Source organism: Tunturiibacter gelidiferens, from assembly GCF_014201335.1.
In the GTDB taxonomy this organism is placed as follows: Bacteria; Acidobacteriota; Terriglobia; order Terriglobales; family Acidobacteriaceae; genus Edaphobacter; species Edaphobacter lichenicola_E.
The window spans coordinates 244,131-263,938 of the sequence record NZ_JACHEB010000001.1 but is presented as its reverse complement, the minus strand read 5'-3'; the positions used below and the strand labels follow the sequence as shown (position 1 = coordinate 263,938).

Annotated in this window: 8 protein-coding genes and 1 riboswitch; of the genes, 7 read left to right on the top strand and 1 reads right to left on the bottom strand. The window is 57.5% G+C overall.

The window, feature by feature from the left end:
* Window positions 1-119 precede the first annotated feature (119 nt).
* Complete coding sequence (locus tag HDF14_RS01040) at window positions 120-1,364, bottom strand: Zn-dependent hydrolase (protein ID WP_183972700.1); 1,245 nt, start codon at window positions 1,362-1,364, stop codon at window positions 120-122.
* A 198-nt stretch (window positions 1,365-1,562) separates the two neighbouring features.
* Between HDF14_RS01040 and HDF14_RS01035 the strand changes: the two genes are divergently transcribed.
* The 7 genes from HDF14_RS01035 to HDF14_RS01005 all read left to right on the top strand — a co-directional run bounded on the left by HDF14_RS01035 (window position 1,563) and on the right by HDF14_RS01005 (window position 19,805).
* A complete protein-coding gene (locus tag HDF14_RS01035) occupies window positions 1,563-2,840 on the top strand; it encodes an ectonucleotide pyrophosphatase/phosphodiesterase (RefSeq protein WP_221304503.1) in 1,278 nt (425 codons plus the stop codon).
* An 83-nt stretch (window positions 2,841-2,923) separates the two neighbouring features.
* Window positions 2,924-3,120, top strand: a riboswitch (cobalamin riboswitch).
* Window positions 3,121-3,199: 79 nt separating this feature from the next.
* A complete protein-coding gene (locus HDF14_RS01030; protein ID WP_183972696.1) occupies window positions 3,200-6,772 on the top strand; it encodes a TonB-dependent receptor domain-containing protein in 3,573 nt (1,190 codons plus the stop codon).
* 81 nt (window positions 6,773-6,853) lie between these two features.
* Window positions 6,854-9,139: a penicillin acylase family protein gene (locus tag HDF14_RS01025; RefSeq protein WP_183972694.1), complete on the top strand. Its 2,286-nt coding sequence runs from the start codon at window positions 6,854-6,856 to the stop codon at window positions 9,137-9,139.
* 70 nt (window positions 9,140-9,209) lie between these two features.
* Window positions 9,210-9,857, top strand: a complete 648-nt coding sequence (locus HDF14_RS01020; protein WP_183972692.1) for a GntR family transcriptional regulator — start codon at window positions 9,210-9,212, stop codon at window positions 9,855-9,857.
* Between the two features lie 574 nt (window positions 9,858-10,431).
* Window positions 10,432-13,893, top strand: a complete 3,462-nt coding sequence (locus HDF14_RS01015) for a carboxypeptidase-like regulatory domain-containing protein (protein WP_183972690.1) — start codon at window positions 10,432-10,434, stop codon at window positions 13,891-13,893.
* Window positions 13,894-14,433: 540 nt separating this feature from the next.
* Entirely contained in the window at window positions 14,434-17,988 is a 3,555-nt protein-coding gene (locus HDF14_RS01010; RefSeq protein ID WP_260697940.1) for a TonB-dependent receptor, read from the top strand.
* A gap of 320 nt (window positions 17,989-18,308) precedes the next feature.
* The gene (locus HDF14_RS01005; protein ID WP_183972688.1) at window positions 18,309-19,805 is read left to right on the top strand and encodes a GH1 family beta-glucosidase; all 1,497 of its coding nucleotides are present in this window, start codon (window positions 18,309-18,311) and stop codon (window positions 19,803-19,805) included.
* The last annotated feature ends 3 nt before the right edge of the window (window positions 19,806-19,808 follow it).

The window sequence follows — 19,808 nt, the reverse complement described above, 5'->3', positions numbered from 1 at the left end:
CCGCGCATCTTTTATCAGGAGTGACTATTATGCACTATCTCGCCAAACTCACGGCCAACCAGAAAATCCAAGATCACTTTGAATCATGCGATAGAGGGCTCCATCTTCATCTTTGATCATCATCCCTGCTCGCTCAACCAACTCAAGGTCTTTCTCGCAAGCCGATCGAAGGCTTGTACGGCCAACGTCAAATCCTCAACCCTCGTGTCTTCCGCTTTATTGTGACTCAACCCGGCAAGCGATTGAGTAAACATCATGACAGTTGGAATCCCCGCGCGCGCGACCTCCGCCGCATCGTGCAGCGGACCGGACGGCAGTCGATGAGACACTCCGGCCGTCTCCCGGACTGCCTCCTCACAAAACTCAATAAGCTGCTGATCAAACGGGATCGGTTCAATACTCCAAATCCTCGACCAATCGACAGTGCAGCCTTCTTCCTTCGCGAAACGCTCGCTCGCATCGCGCGCCTCACGCAGCATCGAAGCTAGCACCTTCGCATCAAGGTCACGCATGTCAAGCGTAGTCTCGCAACGTCCAACCACAGCCGTCACAATCCCCGGAAAAGTCTTCACGCTTCCCATCGTCGCGACCGCATCAGGATGTTTCCGCGCGATTGGACGAATCTCAAGCGCCAGCTTTGCCGCAGCCGCCAGCGCATCCCGTCGTACCCTCATCGGTGTCGATCCAGAGTGAGCTTCCTGCCCATGGAACGTAATGGCATGGCGCTCCACACCCTTGGTCCCTAGCACCACTCCCAACGGCAGACCCCTACCCTCGAGCACTGGCCCTTGCTCTATATGCAACTCCAAATACACAGTGGCGTTCGTGCGCTCCTCCCCGGCCCTCCCAATCTGCTCCACTTCAATCCCACAATTGCGAAGAGCATCTTCGAGCCGCACGCCATCGCGATCCGTCCGACTGCGGTCGGCCTCAATCGTATGGGTTCCTGCAAACGCAGAAGATCCGAAGAGGCTGCGACCGAATCGCGCACCTTCTTCATCGGCCCAGTCGACCAGCCGAATCGTGATCGGCGGCCGTCCGTCGAAATCTTCTGCCAGGCTACGCATCACCTCGAGTCCAGCGAGCACGCCAAGGCATCCATCCAACCAACCTCCATTCGGCACAGAGTCAAGATGACTCCCCAGAATAAGAGCTCGGTCTGAATCGCCCCGAAGTGTAGTCCAGGAATTTCCCGCAGCATCATAATGATGTTCCACGGGAAGCCCTTTCAGTTTCTCCTGAAACCATTCGCGCGCTTTGAGCCAGACCGGAGTCCACGCCACTCGCTGAGCGCCATCAGCGCTGCCCGTCAGCGCACGAAGTTCCTTAAGATCAGAGATGACTCGAAGCGGATCAACAGGCACTCATCTTCTCCTGAAAAAATAAGGTTATACCTGATGCAGGATTATTGGTGGAATTTGGGACCCGTATCTTCAAGTCCGAAACCTAGCCGCAACTTTCACGTCTCTGTATCCAGAAACCTTTAAAATGGTTCCGAACTCTTAACCTTTCTTGCATCCAATAACCGTGCTCATTCGGTGAGCAAATTCGGGAGTAGCATTTTGTCCGTTCGCGTATCCATCCTCAAAACCTGCGTCTTTGCCGTTCTCCTCGCTCCCTTGGTCCAGAGCGTTCAAGCCAAATCTCCGCAAAGCTCCGAAAGCGAAAAAGTAGTAAAAGTTGACGGCCCCCCGAACTCACCGAAACAACAGAAAAAACACTACGTAGTTCTGGTCTCGCTCGATGGCTTTCGCTACGACTATCCACAAAAGTTCGGCGCACCCCATATCGCCGAACTGGCACGCACCGGAGCAACCGCACCAGAGGGCATGCTGCCGTCCTACCCCTCCATCACCTTTCCGAACCACTTCACTCTCGTCACAGGTCTCTATCCCGAGCATCACGGAATTGTCGGCAACGTGTTTTACGATCCCGTTCGCAACGACACATATTCCTACCGAGACCCGAAGACCACCACCGACGGAAGCTGGTACCAAGGCACCCCACTCTGGTCCCTCGTCGAACAGCAGGGAATGCGTGCCGCATCCTTCTTCTGGCCGGGCTCCGAAGCAAAAATCGCCGGCGAACGGCCCGACGAATATCTTCACTTCGACGATGGCTTTGATGACGAGAGGCGCATCGATCAGGTAATCGCCTGGCTCAATCTGCCCCCATCAGAACGTCCGCACTTCATCACCCTCTACTACAGCAATACCGATCACGCCGGACACCTATATGGCCCCGACTCCTCTCAAGAGCAGGAGCAGGTTCACCACGTCGATCAACTCATGGGCGATCTAAAGGCCAAACTCAACGCCACGCATCTTCCTATCGATCTCATCATCCTCGCCGACCACGGAATGATAAAGACGGAAGGCGACTGGATCACTCTCGACCAGTACGCTGATCTCTCGCACTTCAAATCCGAAGGCACGCTCCTCTATCCAGAAACCGAAACAGACGCCCAAAAAGCTTACGAGAGCTTCCGCGCTCATCCAGACCCGCGCTTCACAGCCTATCGTCGAGCCGACGTCCCAGCCTATCTCCACTTCAACGAAAACCCCCGCGAAGGCGATCCGGTCATCGTGCCCAACGGCCCCTACAACATTCGCATCCACGACAGCGCCCGCAAGCCACCGGCAGGCGAACACGGATACGATGTAACCCGTATGCCCGAGATGAAAGCGATCTTCGTTGCAAATGGCACCGACATCCGCCCGGGAACGAAGCTCGCTAGCTTTCAGAACGTAGACGTTTACGACTTCATCGCAAAGCTGCTTGGTCTCAAGCCCGCGACGAATGACGGGGAGTTAAAGCCGTTGCGCCCCGCTCTAAAATAACTTAGTCACAGTTTCGTCAATGAATTGCACTAACTGACGAAACAAATGCACCTCCTCGTCGACCACCTCGACATGTGCTAATTTGTAAATGAAACATCTTGGGTGCCCGCGAGGGCATAAAAGGGAAGCCGGTGTAAGTCCGGCATGGTCCCGCCACTGTAATCAGGAAAAGACTCTTCACTAGCCACTCGGTTGTAATCGGGGAAGGCGAAGAGTCAGGAGCCGCTCAACAGCAGCTTCGCCTGTAAGTCAGGAGACCTACCCAGGAGAAGTCGTGATTCTACCCCGCGTGGAAACGGGGGCGATCGCTCACTCATCCTGAGCTTAGCCTGATTGCCACGCCATTTTCTGAGGCGTAAATGTTGCTATCGAAATCAAGCTCTCCTGTCGTCAAAACGCTTCTGTCTCTTCTGGCGTTCGCATTCCTCTTCATAATCACATCTTTCCTGCATGCCGCAACCGGCGGCAGCATCTCCGGCGCAGTCACAGACCGAAGCGGCGCGGTCGTCATTGGAGCTGTGCTCAAGCTCGTCAACACCGCCCAACATACGGCCTACAGCGCCGTCTCCGACAAACAAGGCTTCTACACCTTCCCCAATCTTCCCGTCGGCCACTACGACCTCGACATCACAGCAGCAGGCTTCAACCCGCAGCGAAAGACCGACCTGACCGTAGACGCCGACTCCGCTCTCCGCATCAACGCGTCCCTCGAGATCGGCACCCGCTCCGACGTTGTAACGGTCACAAGCGAAGCCGGCATTCAAGTCGAAACCACCGCAACTCACCTCGGCGAAGTAGTCTCCGGCGACCAGATGACCGCGATCCCCCTCAACGGCCGCAGCTACACCGATCTGCTCGCCATCCAACCCGGCGTTGCCCCCGTCTCCACCCTCCTCCCCAGCTCCGTCATCATGGCCGGAGTAACCGGCAGCATCGATCCCTCCGGCGACGAAAACCCCGGCAACCTCTCCATCAACGGCCAGCGCGAATCCTCCAACGGATTCGTGGTCAACGGAATCAATGTGGAAGAGCCCATGAACGGAGGCACCGCCGTTATCCCCAACCTGGACTCCATCGAAGAGTTCCGCGTCCTCACCACCAACTTCGATCCCGAATACGGCAACTACAACGGTGGCATCATCACCGTCGTCAGCAAATCCGGAACCAATCGTCTTCACGGCAAAGCCTTCGAGTTCTTCCGCAACACCAACCTCGACTCGAAGGGATACTTCGATCAAACCCGCGCCTCTTTCGACCAAAATCAATTCGGCGGAGCCATCGACGGTCCCATCAAGCGCGACAAGATTTTCTTCTTCACCGACTACCAGGGAACCCGAACCACACAAGGCGTCTCCACCGGAAACATCTCCGTCCCCACCGTCGCCGAGCGCAATGGCAACTTCTCGGACTCTGCATCGTCCTTTGTAACCACCACCACCGTAAACGGGGCGCATGTCACCGTTCCAACCACGGTAAGCGGTTCTTACCTTGCTTCGCAGATCCTGACTCCAAAACTCGGCTACCAGGTCACTGCTGGGGAGCCGTATTACTTCGCTGGCTGCACCTCGACCGCGCAGTGTGTATTCCCCAACCTGGCAATACCTCAGTCAGTCTGGGCCGCTCCCGCAAAAAATCTGCTCCAGTACATCCCGTCCCCGAATGTAGGTGAGAACCAGTTCTCCACCTCTGCCTTCTCGCATACTGTCCGCGACGACAAAGGTTCCGTACGCATCGACGGCAACAGCCGCATCGGCCAACTCTCCGCCTACTACTTCATCGACGACTACAGCCTCGATAACCCGTACCCCGGCTCAGTCGCCGGAGCAAGCGTTCCCGGCTTCGACGCTCTCTTCATCGGTAGAGCGCAACTCTTCTCCATTAGCGATACAAAAGTCATCGGCGCAAACACAGTCAACGAATTCCACATCGGCTACCTCCGCAACGCAAATGTCATCGGCCAGCCGAAAGGAGGCCTCGGCGTCAGCCTCGCATCTCAAGGGTTCACCGATCCCGCCAACGGAGGCATCTTCGTTCAAGCCCCGCAGTTTGAAGGTGTCGAGAACATCACCTTCCCCACCTTCGTCATGGGCGTCCCGATCACAAACATGACCCAGACTAACAACACTTACTATCTCAGTGACGGCCTCTCCCGCTCCGTCGGCGCGCACACGCTCAAATTCGGTGTCCAATTTCACTTCGACCAGGTCAACGAGCATCCCAACGGCACCTTCAACGGCACCTTCAACATCAACGGCACCGAGACCGGAGACCCTTACGCCGACTTCCTCCTGGGCACACCAAGTAACTTCACGCAATCCTCCGGCCAGCAGTACTACCTTCGCAATCACTACCTCGGCCTCTATGTGCAGGACAGCTGGCGCGTCCGCACCGACCTCACCATCAACGCTGGTCTCCGCTGGGACGTCATCGCCCCCTGGTCAGAAAAATACAATCAACTCCAAACCTACATTCCCGGAGAGCAATCGACGCTCTTTCCAGGAGCTCCCGAAGGCTTCGTCGTAGCCGGCGATCCCGGCGTTCCCAACACCATCGCCCCCACCAGCTACAAAAACTTCGCCCCGCGCATCGGCTTCGCCTACTCTCCAAAGATCGAACACGGCATCTGGAGCAAAATCTTCGGAGCAAGCGGCCAATCAAGCATCCGCGCCAGCTACGGCCTTTTCTACACCGCCTTCCCCGGCCTCACCGCGGGCATCATGTACGCCGTTCCGCCCTTCGGCTTCAACTACCTCAGCCCGGGCCCGCCATTACTCGCGACGCCCTTCGTCACCGCCGCCACCGGAGTCAATAACGGCCAACGTTTTCCCTTCCCGTTCCCGTCGCATTCAGTCTCCCGCACCAACCCCGACACGTCGGTCAACTGGGCCAACTTCACTCCCATCGCCGCAGATCCGTTCTTCTACTACCGCAACCGCGCCCCCTACACCAACAACTACATGCTCTCGCTCCAGCGCCAAATCACAGCTAACACCTTGCTCACCGTCAGCTATGTCGGCAATCAGGGACACCGCATCCTCACCCTCGTCTCCGCCAACCCCGGTGATCCCGCACTCTGCCTCAGCCTACCCGGCTGCGGACCCTTCGGCGAAGACTCCACCTACACCAACAGCGCCGGTCAGACAGTGCAGGGAACTCGCGTAGGCCAGGGCCCCAACTACGGCGAAAACACTGCCGACAAATCCACCGCCAGCTCCAACTACAACGCACTCGAAACCACCCTCCGCTACCAGCACCACGGCACCCAGGTCTTGTTCAGCTACACCTACGCCAAATCGATCGATCAAGGTTCGAGCCTCGGCGAGCAGCTCAACCCCATCGACCCCCGCCAAAGCCGCACCATCTCCGCCTGGGACCTCAAACACAACTTCGTGGCCAGCTACTCCTGGGCGCTCCCTCTCGCCTCTCTCTTCCACAAAAGCAACCGCCTCACCGAAGAGTGGAACCTCTCCGGCACCACCCGATTCGCCACCGGCTTTCCCGTCACACTCTTCGACAACTCCGACAACTCCCTCCTCGGCACTCTCGGTAACGGAGCAAACAACTATCTCCTCGACACCCCCCAATACCTCCCTGGCCATCTCAAGATCAACACCAATGGTCGCAACGGAAGACAGGCCTTCAACACCGCTCTCTTCCCTGAAGAAAACCTCGGCCAACTCGGCAACGCCAAGCGCCGCGTCTTCTACGGCCCCGGCATCAATAACTTCGACATGGCCCTCCAGAAAGGCCTCCGCTTCGCAGAATCAAAATCTCTGGACTTCCGCCTCGAATCCTTCAACACCTTCAACCACACCCAGTTCTACGGTCCCGCCGCCGTCGACGGACAAGTCGAAGACACACAAAACTTCGGCAAAATCGTCAGCGCCGCAGCCCCACGCCTCGTCCAACTCGCAGCCAAGTTCTCCTTCTAACGCAAAGCAGCTCGTCTCCTGCAGGTAAACTGTTCGCACCGCCGCACCAGTCGAACGCACTGCACAGGAGACGAGCAGTTCATGCAGAACAGAAAGTGTCTTAAGCCTCTAGCCACACTCTTCGCCGTCCTGCTTTCCACCTCACTTCTTCAAGCAGCAGAAACCAACGAATCCACCCGCTGGAAGCAAGAAGCGGCGAACGTCACCATCATCCGTGACGATTGGGGCATCGCGCACGTTCACGGCAAGACTGACGCCGACGCCGTCTTCGGCATGGAGTACGCCCAGGCCGAGGACGACTTCAATCGCATCGAGACCAACTACATTAACGCCATGGGCCGACTCGCCGAAGCCGAAGGCGAATCCCGAATCTATCAAGACCTTCGCATGAAGCTCTTCATCAACCCGGCGGAGCTAAAGAAGCAATACGCAGCCAGCCCCGACTGGCTCAAAACTCTCATGAACGCCTTCGCCGACGGCCTCAACTTCTACCTCTACAAGCATCCAGACGTAAAACCGCGAGTCATTCAACACTTCGAGCCGTGGATGGCTCTCTCCTTCACCGAAGGGAGCATCGGCGGCGACATCGAACGCATCAACCTGCCCCAGCTCGAAGCCTTCTACGCGCACCCACCGTCCGTCGCTCCCGCTGTTGCATCGGAAATACCGTCATCTCGACCGGAGGCGGCGCATCTTGCCGCCGGAGCGGAGAGACCCCCGCATTTCGTATCCACGATAAATATTCCATACGTCCACGACAGCGACCCTCCCGAGCCTACCGGCTCCAACGGCATGGCCATCGCCCCTTCGAACACGCGCGACCACCACGCACTCCTCCTCATCAACCCCCACACATCTTTCTTCTTCCGCTCCGAACTCCAGATGTCCAGCGACCACGGCCTCGATGCTTACGGAGCCGTCACCTGGGGTCAGTTCTTCATCTATCAAGGCTTCAACGAGCGAGCCGGCTGGATGCACACCTCCAGCGGCGTCGACGCAGTCGACGAGTATCTGGAGACCATCCAGAAGAAAGACAATCGCCTCCTCTATAAATACGGCAACGAACTCCGCCCCCTCACCACAGAGCAGATCACGGTTCCCTACAAAACCGATCACGGCATAGCCGAAAAGAAGTTCACCATCTACCGCACCCATCACGGCCCCATCATCCGCGAAGCAAACGGCAAATGGATCAGCATCCGCCTCATGCAGGAGCCAATCAAAGCGCTCACACAGTCCTATATCCGCACCAAGGCACAAGACTACAAATCCTTCCGCCAAACTCTCGAGCTCAAAGCGAACTCCTCCAACAACACCATCTTCGCCGACGCCGACGGCGACATCGCCTACTTCCACGGCAACTTCATCCCCCGCCGCGACACCGCCTTCGACTTCACCAAACCCGTAGACGGCAGCAACCCCGCCACCGACTGGAAGGACCTCCTCACCGTCAACGAACTCCCCCAGCTCCTCAACCCAAAGAGCGGCTGGCTCTACAACAGCAACAACTGGCCCTGGTCCGGCGCCGGCAGCAGCAGCCTGCGCAAAGCCGACTATCCCGTCTACGTAGAAACCGGCACAGAGACCGCTCGCGGCCTGCACGCCATCCGCGTCCTGCAGGACAAAAAAGATTTCACCCTCGACTCGCTCATCGCCGCCGCCTACGACAGCTACCTCCCCTGGTTTGACGAGACCATGCCGGCGCTCCTGAAGGCCTACGACGCGCTCCCATCCTCCAACCCACTCAAGACCAAACTCGCCGATCCCATTCAACAGCTCCGCGCGTGGAACCATCGCTGGGCGATCGACTCCGTTCCAACTTCCCTCGCCATATTCTGGGGAGAAGACATTCGCCGAAGCACCACACCAGAAGCCAAAAAGGAAGGTCTCCGCGCCGAAGACTACATCGCCACCAAAGCCTCCCCCACGCAGCTTCTGCAATCCTTCTCCGCCGCCACCGACGAACTCACCTCCAACTTCGGCACATGGAAGACCCCGTGGGGCGACATCAATCGCTTCCAGCGCCTCACCGGAGATATCGTCCAACCCTTCAACGACGTTAGCCCCAGCATCCCCGTAGGCTTTACCTCTTCCTTCTGGGGCTCCCTCGCTTCTTTCGGAGCCCGTCCCTACCCCGGAACCAAGAAGTGGTACGGCACCAGCGGCAACAGCTTCGTAGCCGTCGTCGAGTTTGGCGACAAAGTTCACGCGAAGGCTGTCACCGCAGGTGGCGAAAGCGGCAATCCCTCCTCCCCTTACTTCAATGACCAGGCGAACCGCTACAGCACAGGCGACCTCCGAGACGTTTACTTCTACCCCTCCGATCTCAAGGGACACATCGAGCGACAGTACCACCCCGGCGATTAAATCACCGTACCCTTCCAACCAAACGGTCCCAAATCACGAGTCGTGTAGAATCCTCCAGACCACCACCATCATGATTAAGCTGGCTAAAATCCCAAATCTTACTGAGCTTACCTACCGGAGCATTAAGCAGAGTGTGCTGAATGGGACGTTAGGGGAACTATCCCGGCTCACCGAAGAATCCCTCGCCACCCAACTCGGAATCAGCAAATCTCCCGTACGCGAAGCACTCAATCGACTGGAAGCTGAAGGTCTCGTCCGCATCGAAGCACGACGTGGCGCCTACGTTCGCCAGTTCTCCGCGAAAGAGATCAAGGACCTCTACGAGCTCCGCGAAGTTCTCGAGACGCACGCCATCGATGCTGCCCACATCACCCCGAAGTTGCTCAGCGATCTGTCAGCCAGCATCAATCGCACCAAAAAGTTCCTCAAGAACGGCAACAAGCTCGAGCACATCGAAGAGGACATGCGGTTTCACAACCTCATCACCACGGCTACCGGCAACCAGGAGCTCTGCCGCGTCCTCGAAAACGTCCAGCAAAAGGCCCTGCTCTGCCGTTCCAAGTCCTACGAGCTTTCGGCAACAACTGCTCCCGTCGCTCACACAAAGATCTACCAGGCTCTCAAAAAAGACTCAAAGCGCGAGGCGCGTCTAGCCATGCGCGACCACATCGTCTTCGTTCGCGAACGCTTACTGGCCACCTTTAAAACGTCGAGTTGAGTTTCTAACAAACGCACACAGCACACCACACGACCCACTTCGAGGAGGCATACTCCTCAGAAGATCGATGTGGTGTCCCGCTGTCGCAGAAACCATCGATGTCGTCTGAACGGACCGCCTGAAAAATTCAGGCCATCTGTCACGACGTACTTTCTTGCCAGTTGCAAGACCTCTCCCAGGATCGATTCTTCGAAAATCACAGTCTTCCGCCTCCCCAACTCTTATCCTTTCTTCTCTCCTGAGAGACACCCGAAAGTCGAGCAGGCGGTAGGACCTCCTCCATTCCAACTTTCTCCTTGCATGTTTGTACAGTTGTCTATACCATTTTGACTTCAAAAGAAGTCATCATTTTCGGAACGTCTAAATCGGTATCGAAAGTTTTCTGCTCGCGGTTTTCTGCAGGGTTTCGCCGACAACCGCAATGTCCGAGGGAATGGTTATCAACTAGACGCAAAGGATTGAAGTCGCTGCGCAACGACAAACTGCAGTGCTATTCAACCTCAGGCGCAAACACTGACATAAATCTGAGCGACAGTCGACGTCGCTTGACAGAGAAATGAATTGGAGGCCACCAATGAGAGCACGCATCGCTTTATGCAGTTTCTTCATGTTCCTGATTTGTACCTTTGCCCATGGGCAGGACATCAGCGCTAAGATCACCGGAACCGTCACCGACGCCTCAGGCGCCGTCGTCGCAGGCGCGGAGGTCACAGCCCGCGAGATCTCCCGAGGCACCACCTATGACACTCGAACCAGTGCCTCAGGCTCCTACTATCTTTCCCCCCTCCCTGTAGGTCAGTACACCCTCAAGATCACAGCCCAGGGATTCTCCTCGTCAGAGCGCTCCGCCATCACGCTTGACCAGGCACAGACCGCACGTATAGACATAGCCTTGACCGTTGGACAAGCCTCGCAGACCGTCGAAGTCACAGGCGCGCCGCCTCTCCTCCAAACCGATGCCAGCTACCTCGGTACCGTCCTCGACGCCCACGCCAACGTCACCCTCCCCCTCGCCACCCGCAACTACCAGCAGCTCACGCTGCTCACGCCCGGCGCCATCACCACCAACCCGAGCGGCTTCACCGGTCCGCAATCCAGCTTCCAGGGCGGACGCCCCTACATCAACGGCAACCGCGAGCAGACTAACAACTACATCCTCGACGGCATGGACAACAACCAGATCGACAACAACGAGGTCGCCTTCTCCCCTAGCGTCGATGCCATCCAGGAGTTCAATCTCATCTCGCAGAACGCCCCGGCCTCCTACGGCAACTACCTCGGCGGCGTCGTCTCCGTCACCATCAAGTCCGGCTCCAACCAGTTTCACGGCGACGCCTTCGAGTTCATTCGTAACGACGTCTTCAACGCCAACACCTGGGCCAACGGCCTCACCCGCGGTAACCCGTTCGTTCCAGCCCAGAACGGCCTCCCCGCACAGAACAACCCGGATGGCACAGGCTTCAAGCCGAAGCTTCGCTGGAATGAGTTCGGCGGCTCCATCGGCGGACCTATCATCAAGGACAAGCTCTTCTTCTTCGTCGACTATCAAGGCTCCCGCTTCGACCAACCCGCCACCGCAGCACCGTTCACCGTAATGACGACAGCCGAGCGCAAAGGTGACTTCTCCGCTCTCTGCACCGCCGGCTTCAACGCTCAGGGCGTCTGCACCAACCTCGCCCAGCAGCTCTACGATCCCCACTCCGCGGGTTCCCCCACTGGCCGCGTGCCTTTCCTCAACAACCAGATCACCGGCAACATCAGCCCCGCTGCCGCCAACATCCTCAACTCCCCCCTGTACCCACAGCCCATCAACGGCAACCTGACCAACAATCAGATCAATCTCACCAGCAGTTCGACCAACACCGATCAGGGCGACGTCAAGATCGACTGGGTAGCCTCGCAGAAAGATCACGTCTACGGCCGCTACTCCCAGCAGAGAATCAGCGCCCCCACCAACAACGGCCTCCTCCTGCAGGGCGACTCGCTGAACACCTATCCGCTCTACAACGGTGTCATCGACTACTCCCATAGCTTCAGCGCGACGCTGCTTAACAACTTTCGCCTTGGTGCCAGCTACTTCCCCGTCACCTTCAGTAACACCAACCCCACCGGCGAGAATCTCCCTTCCACCTTCGGCATCGCCGGAGCAGCACCCGGCCAGACCTTCCTCCCCCAGATGCTCTTCGCCGGAGCCTTCAACGCTTCTGACTTCGGCAACAACAACCTCGTCCAGCAGTTCCACGACACCGTCGCTCAGATCGAAGACACCGTCACCCTCATTCACGGCAAGCACACCTTCAACTTCGGCTTCGAGGGCTACCGTTACATCACCAACATCCTCTATGTCGGCAACTCCGGCCTCGCCGGCCAGATCACCTTCAACGGTTCCTTCACTGGCAACCCCGGTGTCGTGATCCGAGGCGCAAATGGCACCACTTCCACTCCCAGCGGCCTCGCAGAAGCCGACTTCCTCCTCGGCCTGCCTCAGAACGTGGCCGTCGGCAACGGCACCGACCACAGCCTGCGTAACAACCTCTACGCCGGCTTCGCCACCGACGACTGGCACCCCCTCTCGAACCTCACTATCAACCTCGGCCTTCGCTACGAGGTCATCAACCCCCGCTCCGATGCTCACAACCAGGAGACCAACTATGGCCTCTTCACCGGTAACGTCGAGATCGCCGGCATGAACGGCAACTCCTCCTCCCTCTACAACCAGTACAACGGACCCACCAACTTCCAGCCTCGCATAGGCTTCTCCTGGCAGCCCAACGGCGACAAAGCCATGGTCGTCCGCGGAGCCTACGGCATCTCCAACTTCTCTGAGACCACCGGCGCCGGCAACCTCCTCTTTCAGAACCCGCCCTTCGCAGTCCAGCCCAACGTCACCAACGCCGGCGGCACCGTACCCCTTCCGTCTTCCACACTCGATGAAGGCTTCTCCACCCTGACCGCCCCCGGCTGTACCGCAGCTCTGGCTATCGCACAGTCACCCCTCTGCTTCGCCAATGCAGGCATCCACGCCTACGACCCCAACAACACCCGTCCTGCCGTGTCCCAGCAGTACAACCTCACCGTCCAGCGCCAGATCGGCAACTCCTCCACCTTCTCCATCGGCTACGTCGGTCAAAAAACCGACCACCTCATGGCCATCTCGCTCATCAACCAGAAGGTCCTCGAGGCCAACGGCAATATCGCACCGAGCCCTTACCTCAATCCCACCCTCCAATCTCTCGTCGGTCAGGCGCGTCTCACCTCGTCCGTCGGTTACTCCAACTACAACGCTCTCCAGACCAGCTTCCAGCAGCGCCTCAGCCATGGCCTCGAGTTCCAGGCCAACTACACCTTCGCCAAGTGCCTCGGCAACACTTCCGGCTTCTTCGCTCAGTACGGCGACGGCAACGGAATCACCCAGGCCGGCAATAACCACTTCTTCTTCCAGAACACCTACAACCCCGCCGCCGACTACGGTCGTTGCGACCAGAACCTCACCAACTCCTTCAACGGCTTCGTCACCTATGACCTGCCCTTCGGCCGCGGACGGCAGTTCGGCTCCAACATCCCGCGCGCCGCAGATCTCGTCATCGGCGGCTGGCAGGCCAACACCATCCTCCAGTTCCACGATGGCTTCCCCTTCACCGCGCAGGCGACCGACAACTCCGGCACCACCTCCGGCTTCGCTCGTGCCGACTGCAACGGTCAACCCAGGAACACGCCGTACCAGCGGTCTACTCTCGCTGGCAACCCCGGCTACACCTGGTTCGATCCGAGCTCCGTCTCCCAACCCACCAGCGGCTTCGGCAACTGTTCGGTCGGCAGCTTCACCGGACCCGGTCTCCAGGCTGTCGACTTCAGCGTCTCGAAGAGCTTCCACATCGTTGAAAGCCAGAGCCTGCAGTTCCGCGCCGAAGCCATCAACGCCCTCAACCACCCCATCCTGAACGCTCCTAACTCCTCCATCGGGCCCAGCTTTGGTCTCGTCAATGCCTCGCAGGGAGAACGCAATCTGCAATTCGCATTGAAGTATATGTTCTAACCCTCACGCAAACGTTTCCCTTGGTGGAGAGCGCATCAACACTTTGCGCTCTCCTCCCCTTTCTTTAAAGGAGTAACCAGTCTGAGTCCAAAAGGTCTCCTTCAATCGTCGGACCAATTCCCAACCCCGCCTCAGCTTTTCTTCAATCCTGCCCAAAATTAGCCCCATTCCGCATGATCATCTCCTCGTTCTCATCGAGAGACTTCAACCCAAAGTCAAACTGGTACGACCAACAATGCGGGATTGTTTCTGCAGGGTCTTCGGAATCACCCCCGCGCCAAAAACTTTCTTGACAAGCAATAGTTCAATCCAGCAGAATCCTCAGCCGGGGAAGACTAACGTCATTTCCTCTACTCAAACGTTTGAAGTAAATGCACCACAAGCTTCACTTGCCTCAAATAGGACGATTTTTCCATAAAACAGCAAAATGCATCCCTAGTTTGTTGAGCAGAATTCAACGAAACTCTGCCAGCCAAGCACTGTAACGAGAAATCGACTTAAACGATTTACAAACCAAGCACCGAAGGGCAGGACAACCACATGATCTACGATTCGAAATCCCACATGAACCGCATAGGCCAGTGCGGACGCAGAATATCTCGGGGATGGAGTAAGCCGGCTTACCTCTTGGCGCTCCTTGTCCTCTTTACCTCAGCAGCCTTCGCGCAGCTGACCACCGCCGACATCCTCGGTACTGTCACCGATGCCACCGGCGCCGTCGTTCCCAACGCCACCATCGTCCTCACCAACGTCGGAACCAACGAGAAGCGCACCGCCACCTCCAACGGATCTGGCGACTACACATTCACACTCCTGCCGGTCGGACACTACTCCGTCTCGGTCAAAGCCGCCGGCTTCCAGGCTTCTATCACCAACGATCTCTCCGTAGAAGCTGGTGACCGTGCCCGCAACGACGTACACCTTCTGACCGGTTCAGAGTCCACCGTCGTCGAAGTCACCGCCAGCACCCCTCTTCTTCAGGCTGACAGCGCAACCGTCAGCACCACCGTTACCGCAAAAGCAGTGCAGGATCTTCCCCTCAACGGCCGTAACTTCGTTCAGCTCGTGGGCCTTGTCCCCGGCGCTAACGAAGGTGCAGGCAACGGCCTCTCGAGCGGTGGCCGTCCCGACGATCGCCGCACCAACGCAGCCGGCTTGTCCGTCAACGGACAGGACGACTCGCTCAACAACTGGGTCGTTGACGGTATCGACGACAACGAACGCATCATTGGCACCATCGGTATCAAGCCGAACGTCGAAGGTATCCAGGAGATCACCGTCCAGACCAACAGCTACTCTCCAGAGGCTGGTCGTACCGCAGGCGGCGTCATCAACCTCATCACCCGCTCTGGAACAAACGCATTCCACGGTTCGGTCTACGAATACTTCCGCAACGACATCTTCGACGCCCGTAACGTCTTCGCAACCACCGGCAACAAACCAGAGCTGCGTCAGAATCAGTACGGCGCCAGCATCGGCGGACCGATCATCAAAGATAGAACCTTCTTCTACTTTGACTACGAAGGTCTCCGGAACGTCCAGGGCGTTACCGACACCGGCACCGTCCCGACAATCGACGAATACAACAACATCAACAGCCTCAACGGTGGATCGCCCGAGGCGCTCTTCACCACCAATAACGGAACTCTTCAGGCGCATCAGGGGTTGGTTCCAGGCACCGGTGGACCCGTTCCCATCAATCCGATTGCACTCGCCTACCTCAAGCTGTACCCGGCACCTACCAACAGCAGTCTCTCAAACAACTACATCATCAGCCCGAGCAAAACACAGAACTACAACCTCTATGACGCTCGCGTAGACCATAAGTTGAACGATAAAAACCTGCTGTTCGGCCGTTGGTCCTACAACAAAGTTACTAGCTTCACGCCTCCCAACTTCGGAACCGTAAATGGTGTTGAGGTTTCGGGCGGAAGATACAACTTCGATGGTCCCGCATCCGACTTCGCACAACAGTTTGCATTTGGTTTTACGCACATCTTTAATCCGGGCCTGCTGGTCGACCTGCGGTTGGGCTACACCCGCATCAACAACCTCTCTCTTCCACTCAACTACGGCATCGGAATCGACCAGAAACTCGGCTTCCCGGCGAGCATGACCAGCTTCAGCCCCTTTGCTGATTCCCTCACGCCCTTCGCGGTCGGCCCCTTTGGCGACATCGGCGACGGTGCTTATGTTCCCCTGCAGGACATCGACAACACCTTCCAGTACTCAGGTACTGTTAGCTGGACCAAGGGCAACCACAACATCAAGGGCGGCCTCAGCTTGATTCGCCGCCAGGCCCGTAACGTCCAAAGTGCCTCCGCAGTCGGTGCATATCAGTTCAACCTTCAGAGCGACACCCTAAACGCCAACAAAGACCAGAAAACAATTCAGGACAACCAGCTGGCCTCGACTCTGCTCGGCGGCTTCAATAACCAGCAGCGTAATTTCAACATTGCCCCCCCCGACTACCGCAGCTGGGAGCCGGGTGGCTTCATCCAGGACAGCTGGAAGGTCAGTTCAAGGTTGACCGCGATCTATGGCCTCCGCTACGACGTATTTACCCCATTCACCGAAGCGCACAACCACATCTCGAATTATGACTTTCTCGATGCGCTTAGCAACCCAGCAGCCGCCACAAGCAGCGCCTTGAAGATTGCTGGTGTCAACGGCGTCAACTCACAGGTCAACATCCCGACTGACTACGGTGACGTCGCCCCACGTGTTGGTTTCTCCTTCTCGGCGACACCACAGACCGTCATCCGCGGCGGCTACGGAATTAGTTACTTCCCTGGTAACTACACCTCCAACGCCGACCTGAAAAATGCTCCATTTACGTCCGTCTATAACCCGTCTTGCCAATCCACCATAGCGGTCCAGCTCATAAAGTACGAAAACGGTGGGGCTCTTCCGAGTGGCCAAAATGATGATTGCACGCTTCAGGGCCAACCCGGTAACCTCACCTCGGGTATACCGCAACCCGCCGCCCCGTCAGTAGCACAACTCGCCAATCTCGCCACGATCCCCGGTATCGGGTTCGTAGCCGAGGCACCGAAGTTCAAGAACGCCATGATCCAGCAGTACAACCTGCAAGTCGAGCAGCAGTTTGGACCCAACGTCTTCACTATCGGATTCGTCGGAAACATAGGACAGCATCTGCCGGAGTCCATCAACAACGTCAATCAGGCGTTGCCCTACAATCCCTTTGCCCCGCTGGGAAGCGCAACCAACCCAGTAGGCGGAGCCCGTCCGCTTGATGCAGTCTTCCATGCTGCCGGACCTAACGCACCAGGCGGTATCAGCTACATCAACAGCGGCGGTATCTCCAACTACAACGCTCTCCAAACCTCCTTCCAGCGTCGCTTTTCCAAGGGGCTGTCCTTTGATGCGAACTACACTTGGGGCAAAGCTCTGAGCGACATCACTGGCTTCTCCCAGCAGGGAAGCAACCAGGGTTGGAGCAATGCAAATCCGTTCAACATCCGGGCAACCGAGTACGCGGTGGCAGAACTTGATATCCAAAACCGCTTCGCTCTCGGTCTGAACTACGAACTGCAGTACGGCAAGAACTTCACAGGTGCTAAGAAAGCCGCTTTTGGCGGATGGTCGTTCAATACCATCACCGTCTGGCAGAGTGGCAAACCTTTCACCATCATCAACAGCGGCAGTGGTATCGACAATCCTGATGGAAACGGCTTCAGTAACCGTGCCGTTCCGCAAAACAGCGGAGGCAACGATCGTCCCAATCTGATCGCTGATCCTCGCGGATCGAAGTCGATTCACGACTTCTTCAACACTGCTGCATTCGCCCCTCAACCGGTCCTCGGAGTTATTGGAACCGCACCGCGCAACGTGCTGTTCGGACCCAACTTCCGTCACGTGGACCTCTCCGTCTTCAAGAACTTCACCATCACCGAACGGGTGGGACTGCAGTTCCGCGCAGAGAGCTACAACATCTCGAACACGCCGAACTTCTACCTCCAGAACGGTCAACCTGGCGACTCCTTGGGTAATGCCGGATTCGGAAGCATCTCGCAGACCGATCCGAACTACACCGCACGGCAGTATCAGTTTGCCCTCAAGGTGCTGTTCTAACACGAACGCAACACAATCACCCGTCGGCGAAGAGAAACCCTCTTCGCCGACGGGTAACTTTTGCCCCGACTCTCAATCTGCAAAAGGAATTAATTAGCCCGGCCTGAAAATAAATCTCAAAATCTGTCACATTTTTCGAACCACAAAAACACACGGTTAAAACACCACATCTACCACGCATCCCACCACAACTTCACCATCAAAACACCACGTCCCTGACCAGGTTTCCCCCGAAACCCCCTTCAATTTTCGAGTTTTCTCCATCCCTTATTTTTTAAGACATAGCGACCTCAAAACAATCCGCCCGGAGACGATCTGACATGAATCGCCGAAATTTTCTTGCCCAAACCTCTGCGTGGGCCGCTGCAGCCGCGCTTCCGAAGCTCTCCGGAGCCTCCATCCTCCCCACTCTCAACGCCGTCGCAGAGCAGACTCTCGCCGCAGGCGAAATCAAATTCCCGAAGGACTTCCTCTGGGGCACCGCCACCGCCGCCTATCAGGTCGAAGGCGCCTGGAACGTTGATGGCCGCGGAGAAACGGTCTGGGATCGCTTCAGCCACACCCCAGGAAACGTCAAGGGCGCCTACACCGGCGACGTAGCCTGCGATGACTATCACCGCTACCCCGAAGACATCGCCTTCATGAAGCAGATGAACATGCGCAGCTATCGCTACTCCATCGCATGGTCACGCATTCAACCCACTGGCGAAGGCGCCATTAACCAGAAGGGAATCGACTACTACAAGCGCCTCACCGACACAGTTCTCAAGGCCGGCCTGCGCCCGCTCGTCACTCTCTACCACTGGGACCTCCCTCAGCCTCTCGAGGACAAAGGCGGCTGGCCAAATCGCGACACCGCCGCCCGCTTCGCCGACTACGCCGAGATAGCAGTCAAGGCGCTAGGCGATCGCATCAACACCTGGGCCATCTTCAATGAGCCCTGGGTCTTCACCTACCTCGGCTACGGAAGCGGCGTCCACGCTCCTGGAAAGCAGGACTTCGACCTCTTCCTCAAAGCCTCACACACCGTGAATCTCGCCCAGGGCGACGCCTTCCGCGCCATCAAAGCCATCGCTCCGAAGTCCAAAGTCGGCACCGCCTTCAGCATGTCCTCCACCACGCCTGCGACCTCCTCGCCCGAAGATGCTGCCGCAGCCAAACGCTTCGATGCCTTCAACAACGTCTGGTTTCTCGAGACCGCCTTGCGCGGCCACTATCCCGAAGCCTTCGTCCACGGCGTTCCTCTCGAGACCATGGGCTTCCAAAGCGGCGACGACAAGCGCATGACCGCGCCACTCGACTACATTGGCGTCAACTACTACTTCCGCCAAATAGTCGCCAATCTTGCCACTCCTGCTCCCGCTAAACCCTCGTACGACGCGATGGGCTTCAATCACTACAACGGAAAAGAAGGCCCCCTCACCGACTTTGGCTGGGAGGTCTATCCACGCGGCATGTACGAGATCGTGCAGCGCGTCTCGAAGGACTACAAACTCCCCATCGAGATCACTGAAAACGGTTGTTCCTACGGCGACTATCCCGACGCCAGCGGTCGCGTCGCCGACGTTCGCCGCATTCAGTACTACCGCGAACACCTTCGCGAACTAGCCCGCGCCATTCAGGACGGCGCCGATGTTCGTGGCTATCACTCCTGGTCCATCCTCGACAACTTCGAGTGGTCCGAGGGCTACACGCAACGCTTCGGCATGGTCTTCGTGGACTTTCCCACGCAGCGCCGCTTCATGAAGGACTCAGCCAAGTGGTACGCTCGCGTCGCCTCCACGAATACCGTCGAATCCACCGCTGCAACAACATAACCA